Here is a 6,364-nt window from a genome sequence, read left to right on the forward strand (position 1 = left end):
ATGCCCTACCCGTACGTCCTGCTCTCCGCGGCCGTCTCCCTCGACGGCTACCTGGACGACACCGGCCCCGAACGCCTCCTGCTCTCCGGCCCCGCCGACTTCGACCGGGTCGACGAGGTACGGGCGTCCGTGGACGCGATCCTCGTGGGCGCCGGCACGATCCGCACCGACAACCCCCGGCTCCTGGTCAACTCCCCCGAGCGCCGCGCGGCCCGGACGGCGGCCGGGAAGCCGGAGTACCCCCTGAAGGTCACGGTCAGCGGCACGGGTGAGCTGGATCCCGAGGCGCAGTTCTGGCACACGGGCGGGGAAAAGATCGTCTACACGACCCCCGAGGGCGCGGAACGCCTGGGGAAGACGGGCATCGCGGACGCGGCGCACGTCGTGCCCCTGCACGGCGACTGGGACTGGCGCTCGGTCCTGGAGGACCTGCACGACGTACGCGGCGTAGGGCGGCTGATGGTGGAAGGCGGCGGCACCGTCCACACCCAGCTCCTCCGGCAGGGCCTGGCGGACGAACTCCAACTCGCCCTGGCCCCCCTCTTCGTCGGCGACCCGAACGCCCCCCGCCTCTTCGGGCCCGGCCCCTACCAGTCCGGCCGCCTGCGCCTGGTGGAGACCCGGCCGGTCGGTGACGTGGTCCTGATGCGCTACGAGCCGACGGCCCCCGGAAGCGGCGCCGCCGCGTCCGCGGCCGACCGCCACTGGCTGGCCCTGGCCTGCGACCTGGCGGCGGACTGCCCCCCGTCCTCCTCCGCCTTCAGCGTCGGCGCGGTCGTGGTCGCCGCCGACGGCACGGAACTCGCCCGCGGCCACTCCCGGGAGGGCGACGACCCGGTCGTGCACGCGGAGGAGGCGGCCCTGGCGAAGATCGACCCGGGCGACCCACGGCTCCCCGCCGCCACGGTCTACAGCAGCCTGGAGCCCTGCACCCACCGCGCGTCCCGCCCCCGCCCCTGCGCGCGCCTGATCCTGGACGCCGGCGTCCGACGGGTCGTCACGGCATGGCGGGAGCCGGACACGTTCGTGGCGGGCGCGGACGGAGTGGGAGCGCTGACGGCGGAGGGGGTGGACGTGGTGGTCCTCCCCGAATACGAGGAGCCGGCGAAGGCCCCGAACCGCCATCTGCTGACCTGAGCCGCGCGCTTCAGCCAACGCAGATCACACAGATCACGCGGATCACTCAGCCGAGGCAGACCACCAGCAGGCACAGCTCCGAGGGCGAGGTCGCGGCGGGCGACGGGCCGGCCTGCGAGCCGCCGGTGCTGTCCGCCGGCTGCGTGCCGTCACTGTCGCCCGCGCTGCCCGCGCTGTCAGCGGACGGGGCCGGGGGCGGCGGCGTCTGCACGGGGTCCGCCACCGTGCTGGTGCGGTCGGGAACCGTGGTGTCGGAGGGCGGTGCGGTGGTCCGGGGTCGCGCATCCGGCGCCGGCGCGGCCGGAGCGGACACGGCAGCGGCGTACTGCTGCGACCCGGCCGACGTCACGGGGGACGCGGCCGCCGCAGCCGGGCGGCGCTGGGGTTCGGCGGTCCGCGAGGGGGCGTCCGACGTGCGGGAACGCTGCTGGTCGGGCCGCTCGTCCGAGGGGCGGACGTACTCGGGCGCCCGGTCCTGCGTGGCGCGCACGTCCGGGTTCTCCGGCGCCGTCGCCGCCTGTGCCCGGTCGGCGCCGCCCCGGTCCAGGGTGGCCACCGTCAGGCCGCCCCCGACGAGGGCCACGGCGGTCGCCACGACCGCGCGGCGCTGCTTCTTCTTCCACAGGGCCAGCTGGCGGCGCCGCGCCGCCCTTCCCTGCCGCGCGGGCGGCGGCACCTCGTAGCCGTTGTCCGGGTCCGTACCCGGTGGCTCCTCCGCGCCGACCACGGCCGTTCCCAGGGCAGGGGAACGGCTGCCGTGCGTGGTGTACGTGGTGTGCTCGGTGCGGGCGCCGGTGACCGCGGGGTCTATGTCGGGGGCGTAGGCCCCGCACCCCGGACACACCAGGGCCCCGTTGAGATGTCGACGACATGCGGAGCAGTAGTCCATCTGCGATCTTCCTGAGCTGGCTGTGCCCTCGGCCGGCCGGCCGCGGCCTGGTCGCGCTCGCACACGGGATCGAGCGATCAGTCACGCTAACGAGGCTTTCCAGACGCTGTGTGCAGCCGGTGTGACGCTCCTGCGCAGATTCCCCGGGCACGCCGTCGGGAGCACCGTCACGGACGCGGCGGGGGCGGGACCGCGGGCGGCGGCGCGGTGTGGTGCGGTGCCTCGCCGGGCCAGACGAGGAGGACGGGGCAGGGGGCGTGGTCGACGACGAAGCGGGTGGCGTGGCCGAGGCTGTGCGGGCCGGGGCGGGCGGGGTCGCCGTCACGGGCGCAGATCAGCAGATCCGTACCAAGCGCCGCGACGACGACCTCGTGCTCGACGCGCCCGGCGCGCTCCATGCGGGTGCACGGGCGTCCCAGGCGGTCGGCGGCGGCCTGCAGGAGCTGCCGGGAGGCGGAGGCGGCCAGGCGTTCGACCCGGGTGCCCGGGTCGCGTTCGGGGTGACCGCGACCGAGGAGGCCGGCGAAGGCTCCGTGCGCGGTCTCCGCGACGGTGTCGTCGCGGACGTACAGCAGCACGATCTCCTCGCCCGGTGCCGTACGGGTGAGGGCGGCGTCCACGCAGGCGGGCCAGGTGCCCTCCGTGATCCAGACGATGACGCTCATGGGGCGGCTCCGGCGCTGCGGACGGGACGGTGTCAGGTGCCGATGGTGTGCAGCATTCCCCACAACGCCAGGGTGGAGGCAAGGAGCGTGGCCGGTACGGTCACCAGACCGAGCCGGGTGAAGTCGCCGAGGTCGGCCCGGTGGTCGTGGGCGTGCAGGATGCGCCGCCACAGCAGGGTGGCCAGCGAGCCGACGTAGGTGAGGTTGGGGCCGAGGTTCACGCCGATCAGCACCGCGAGGACCGGACCCGGGCCGCCGGGCGCGGTCAGCGGCAGCAGGGCCAGCACCGCGGGCAGGTTGTTGATCAGGTTGGCCAGTACGGCGGCCACACCCGCCACGGCGAGCAGGGCGGGCAGCGAGTCGCCGTCCGGCAGCAGATACCCGAGCCCCGCGTCCAGGCCGTTGTCCACCACGGCCTTCACCACCACCCCCAGGGCCAGCACGAACAGGCAGAACAGCGGCGCGGCGGAGCCGACCAGCGCCCTGGTGGTCGTACGGCGCTGCCTGAGCGCCCGTCCGCCGAGCACGAGCACCCCGCCGAGCGCCGCCCACGCGGGGTCGAGCCCGGCGAAGGAGGTCGCGGCGAACCCGCCCAGCGTCAGCGCCAGCACGACGAGCGTGAACACCGGGACGCCCTGGCCCTTCTGACGGACGGCCGGCGCGGCGGGGGCCGCGAGGTCGGCGCGGAAGTAGTACCGGAAGGCCACGTACTCGACGGCGATCGTGGCCAGCCAGGGCAGCGCCATGAGCGCGGCGAACCGGGTGAAGGTCAGGCCGCTGGCGGTGAAGGCCAGCAGGTTCGTCAGGTTCGACACCGGCAGCAGCAGGGACGCCGAGTTCGCCAGGTGGGCGGTGGCGTACACATGCGGCCGCGCGCGGGCACCGGCGCGGGCGGCGGTGGCGAAGACGACGGGGGTGAGCAGCACGACCGTCGCGTCGAGGCTGAGGACGGCCGTGATCGCGGAGGCCACGGCGAACACCCCGGCCAGCAGCCGTGGCGGACTGCCCCCGCACCAGCGGGCCACGGCCGCCCCGGCCGCCTCGAACAGCCCCTCGTCCGCGCACAGCTGCGCCAGCACGAGGACGAGCGCGAGGAAGACGACCACCGGCAGCAGACTGCGGGTCTGCTCCCAGGCGTCCTGCGGCGACACCGCGCCGACGGCCACGGCCAGCCCGGCGGCGGGCACGGCGGCCACGGCCTCCGGCCACCCTCGGGGACGTACGACCGCGAAGGCCAGAACGCCCAGCAGCAGAACGACCGACACGGTCTCGGAGACGACAGTGGCGGACAGCGCGCTTCCTCCAGCACCAGGGAGACCGGACGGCCCCTTCGAGCAGCAACGCTCCAGGGTCGCACCCTCGGAACTCGAAACCCGACCGGAGCCTGGCACCGCCGGCTCAGCCGTCCGAGCCGGCATGCCCGGCCTCAACCGCTCACGCGCGGATCGAGAAACGCGACACAGCGCCCGGGCCGGCCAAGCCGACCCGGGCGCTGCACAGCAGGTCACAGGGCATGGCGCCCGCCTGCGGACCGTAGGCCCTGTGGGACTCGAACCCACAACCAATGGATTAAAAGTCCACTGCTCTGCCAATTGAGCTAAGGGCCCAGGCGATGTTCGCCACCCCGAGCATAGCCGGATCGGGCCGTGTCTCCGATCGAGTATCGGGGACACGGCGCGGTCGGGCGGCCGGGGCGGGAGCGAAATCGTCCCGCAGGCTACGAATCGACGGTTTCCGGCTCGGCCGCGCGGTCGTCCACGGGCCTGAGGAACCAGTGCCGCGCCGAGCCCAGCCACCAGCTCGCGGCGAAGCCGAGCACCACGAGCACGGCGATCGGCGCGTAGTTGAAGGTCTCCCAGGTGACGGGGGAGACCTGCGGCAGCATGAAGAGAACGGTGATCACGCCGACCCAGCCGACCGCCACCACCCCGACCGCCCGGGACCAGCGCCCCAGATGCCAGGGCCCGCGCTCGAAGGCGTCGCCCTTGCGCAGGCGGAGCAGGGTGGGGATGACGTAGGCGATGTAGAGGCCGATCACGGCGATGGAGGTCACCGCCGCGTACGCCGTGACGTTGATCAGATACGGCAGACCGAGCGCCAGCGCTCCGCCCGCCGCCAGCCACACCGCCGCCACGGGCGTCCGGGTGCGCGGGCTCACCGTGTGCCACACCCGGGAGAAGGGCAGCGCGCCGTCGCGGGAGAAGGCGTAGATCATGCGGCTGTTGGCGGTGACCGACGCCATCCCGCAGAAGAGCTGCGCCCCGATGACCACCAGCAGCAACAGCTTCCCGGCCGTCACGCCGAGCGCGTCGAGGAGAATCTGCGCGGGCGGTGCGCCGGTCGGGGAGGTGAGGGCGCCCTCGTAGGACTGGATGGCGAAGGTGAAGCCGAGCAGAAGGACGAACCCGGCGATCCACGAGGTCCAGATCGACCGGACGATGCCCTTCGGCCCGGCCGTCGACGCGTCGTGCGTCTCCTCGGTCATATGGGCGGAGGCGTCGTAGCCGGTGAAGGTGTACTGGGCCATCAGCAGCCCCAGCAGCACCACGTACATCCCGCTGCCCCAGCCCGTGTTGTTCACGAACTCGCCGAACACGAAGGACGCGGACTGATGGCGGTCCGGCACGAGAGCCAGCGCGCCGACGATCACCGCCACGCCCAGCACATGCCACCACACGCTCACGCTGTTCAGCAGGGCGACGATCCGCACGCCGAAGGTGTTCAGCAGGCCGTGCAGCAGCAGGATCGCCGCGAAGAGCAGGATCGTGCGGCCCGGGGTGACCTCCCAGCCGAACTCCAGATTCAGATACGCCCCCAGGAACGAGGCCGCCCCGAAGTCGATCCCGGCGGTCACCGCGACCTGCCCGAGCACGTTGAACCACCCCGTGAACCACGCCCAGGCCGCCGCACTCCGCTCCGGCGCCAGCCGGTGCGCCCAGAAGTACAGCCCCGCCGAGGTGGGATACGCGGAACAGATCTCCGCCATCGCCAGCCCGACGAACAGCGTCATCAGGCCTACGGCCACCCAGCCCCAGGTCATCACGGCGGGGCCGCCGGTGTTCATCCCGAACAGGTAGAGGGTCAGACAGCCCGACAGCACCGAGATGATCGTGAAGGACACCGCGTAGTTGGAGAACGCCGACATACGGCGCGCGAGAACCTGCGTATAGCCGAGCTGGGCCAGCCGCTCTTCGTCCGACGGCCCACTCACACCGGGGTTTTTTGTCATGCCCCCAGCGATTCCCTCGCGGGAGCCGTGACATGCGTCACAAGAGCAAGGGCCCGTACGACCGGAGTCGTACGGGCCCTCAGTTGCTCAGCCGCTGTGCGCGTCAGCCGTTGCGCTTCCAGCGCGGCTTGTCCTCGCGGCGGCCGAAGGAGCCGCCGCCACGGTGGTCGTCACGGCGGCCGTAGGGACGCTCGTGGCCGCCGGTGCGGAAGCCGGGGCGGTCGCCCTGGCGGTCGCGGTTGAAGGGGCGGTCGCTGCCGCGGTGGCCGCCGGTGCGGTCGTCGCGGCGGAAGCCGCCACGCTCGCCGTCCCGGCGGTCGAAGGAACGGCCGCCACGGTCGTCACGGCGCTCGAAGCCGCGGTCACGGTTGCGGTCGCGGTCGAAGCCGCGGTCACGGTCACGGTCGCGGTCGAACGGACGGCGGTCGTCGCGACGGTCGTCAC

5 protein-coding genes, 1 tRNA gene and 1 pseudogene are annotated in these 6,364 nt (G+C 73.4%); 1 reads left to right on the top strand and 6 read right to left on the bottom strand.

Annotated elements, in window-relative coordinates:
* Nucleotides 1-1,137, top strand: coding sequence for a dihydrofolate reductase family protein (locus ACZ42A_RS13270; RefSeq protein ID WP_468527309.1), 1,137 nt, complete (start codon nucleotides 1-3; stop codon nucleotides 1,135-1,137).
* 46 nt (nucleotides 1,138-1,183) lie between these two features.
* Here the strand turns inward: ACZ42A_RS13270 and ACZ42A_RS13275 are convergent, their stop codons facing one another.
* The 6 genes and pseudogenes from ACZ42A_RS13275 to ACZ42A_RS13300 all read right to left on the bottom strand — a co-directional run.
* The gene (locus tag ACZ42A_RS13275) at nucleotides 1,184-2,026 is read right to left on the bottom strand and encodes an SCO2400 family protein (protein ID WP_468527310.1); all 843 of its coding nucleotides are present in this window, start codon (nucleotides 2,024-2,026) and stop codon (nucleotides 1,184-1,186) included.
* Between the two features lie 167 nt (nucleotides 2,027-2,193).
* Nucleotides 2,194-2,691: a universal stress protein gene (locus ACZ42A_RS13280; protein ID WP_468527311.1), complete on the bottom strand. Its 498-nt coding sequence runs from the start codon at nucleotides 2,689-2,691 to the stop codon at nucleotides 2,194-2,196.
* 32 nt (nucleotides 2,692-2,723) lie between these two features.
* Complete coding sequence (locus tag ACZ42A_RS13285) at nucleotides 2,724-3,956, bottom strand: SLC13 family permease (protein WP_468527312.1); 1,233 nt, start codon at nucleotides 3,954-3,956, stop codon at nucleotides 2,724-2,726.
* Between the two features lie 269 nt (nucleotides 3,957-4,225).
* Nucleotides 4,226-4,298 (bottom strand) — tRNA-Lys (locus ACZ42A_RS13290).
* A 110-nt stretch (nucleotides 4,299-4,408) separates the two neighbouring features.
* Nucleotides 4,409-5,920, bottom strand: coding sequence for an amino acid permease (locus ACZ42A_RS13295; RefSeq protein WP_468527313.1), 1,512 nt, complete (start codon nucleotides 5,918-5,920; stop codon nucleotides 4,409-4,411).
* A 103-nt stretch (nucleotides 5,921-6,023) separates the two neighbouring features.
* Nucleotides 6,024-6,364, bottom strand: a pseudogene (locus tag ACZ42A_RS13300) (DEAD/DEAH box helicase); the annotation flags it as partial.

This window comes from Streptomyces sp. NPDC030838 (assembly GCF_055572035.1).

Bases quoted from the DNA above. Each gene is read 5' to 3' on its own strand.
- ACZ42A_RS13270 (WP_468527309.1), top strand. From the start codon at position 1: ATGCCCTACCCGTACGTCCTGCTCTCCGCGGCCGTCTCCCTCGACGGC.
- ACZ42A_RS13275 (WP_468527310.1), bottom strand. From the start codon at position 2,026: ATGGACTACTGCTCCGCATGTCGTCGACATCTCAACGGGGCCCTGGTG.
- ACZ42A_RS13280 (WP_468527311.1), bottom strand. From the start codon at position 2,691: ATGAGCGTCATCGTCTGGATCACGGAGGGCACCTGGCCCGCCTGCGTG.
- ACZ42A_RS13295 (WP_468527313.1), bottom strand. From the start codon at position 5,920: ATGACAAAAAACCCCGGTGTGAGTGGGCCGTCGGACGAAGAGCGGCTG.